The sequence below is a fragment of the Erythrobacter sp. HI0063 genome, from assembly GCF_001635685.1.
In the GTDB taxonomy this organism is placed as follows: domain Bacteria; phylum Pseudomonadota; class Alphaproteobacteria; order Sphingomonadales; family Sphingomonadaceae; genus Qipengyuania.
The window spans coordinates 1-420 of record NZ_LWFF01000234.1 but is presented as its reverse complement, the minus strand read 5'-3'; the positions used below and the strand labels follow the sequence as shown (position 1 = coordinate 420).

1 protein-coding gene is annotated in these 420 nt (G+C 63.3%); it reads left to right on the top strand.

Annotated elements, in window-relative coordinates; all coding sequences use genetic code 11:
• On the top strand, positions 1 to 420 hold a 420-nt coding region (locus A3736_RS17555), incomplete at both ends, for a hypothetical protein (protein ID WP_197465536.1).

The window sequence follows — 420 nt, the reverse complement described above, 5'->3', positions numbered from 1 at the left end:
TTCAAACGCGCCAATCGCGCGCAGGGGATGGGCCGATGCGCGTTGGCTCAAGCCGAAAAGCTGGGCTTTTTCGGACGATCCGGACGCCCTGATCGGCCAATACGCCAATCTCAAGCGTCAGGTGCCGTTGCTGTATCTGCTGCTCGTCATCATCGCGGCGGCGAGCGTGTATCTCACGGCGGACAGCGCGCCTCGCCTGATTGTCGGACTGGTTTCCGGACTGTTCGTGGCTGCCTGCACCACCCGCATGGTGTGGTGGCTGTGGTTTCTTCCCGACCCGTCCGAAATCAGCGTGTCGGACGCCAAGGCGCTTCTGCGCCGGACCACTCTGGCGGTTCTCCCGATCTGTCTCTCCTATCTTGGCTATGCGTTTCTGCTCGATGCGTCCGGCGGTCCCCTCCAGCGCGCGGGCGTGACGAT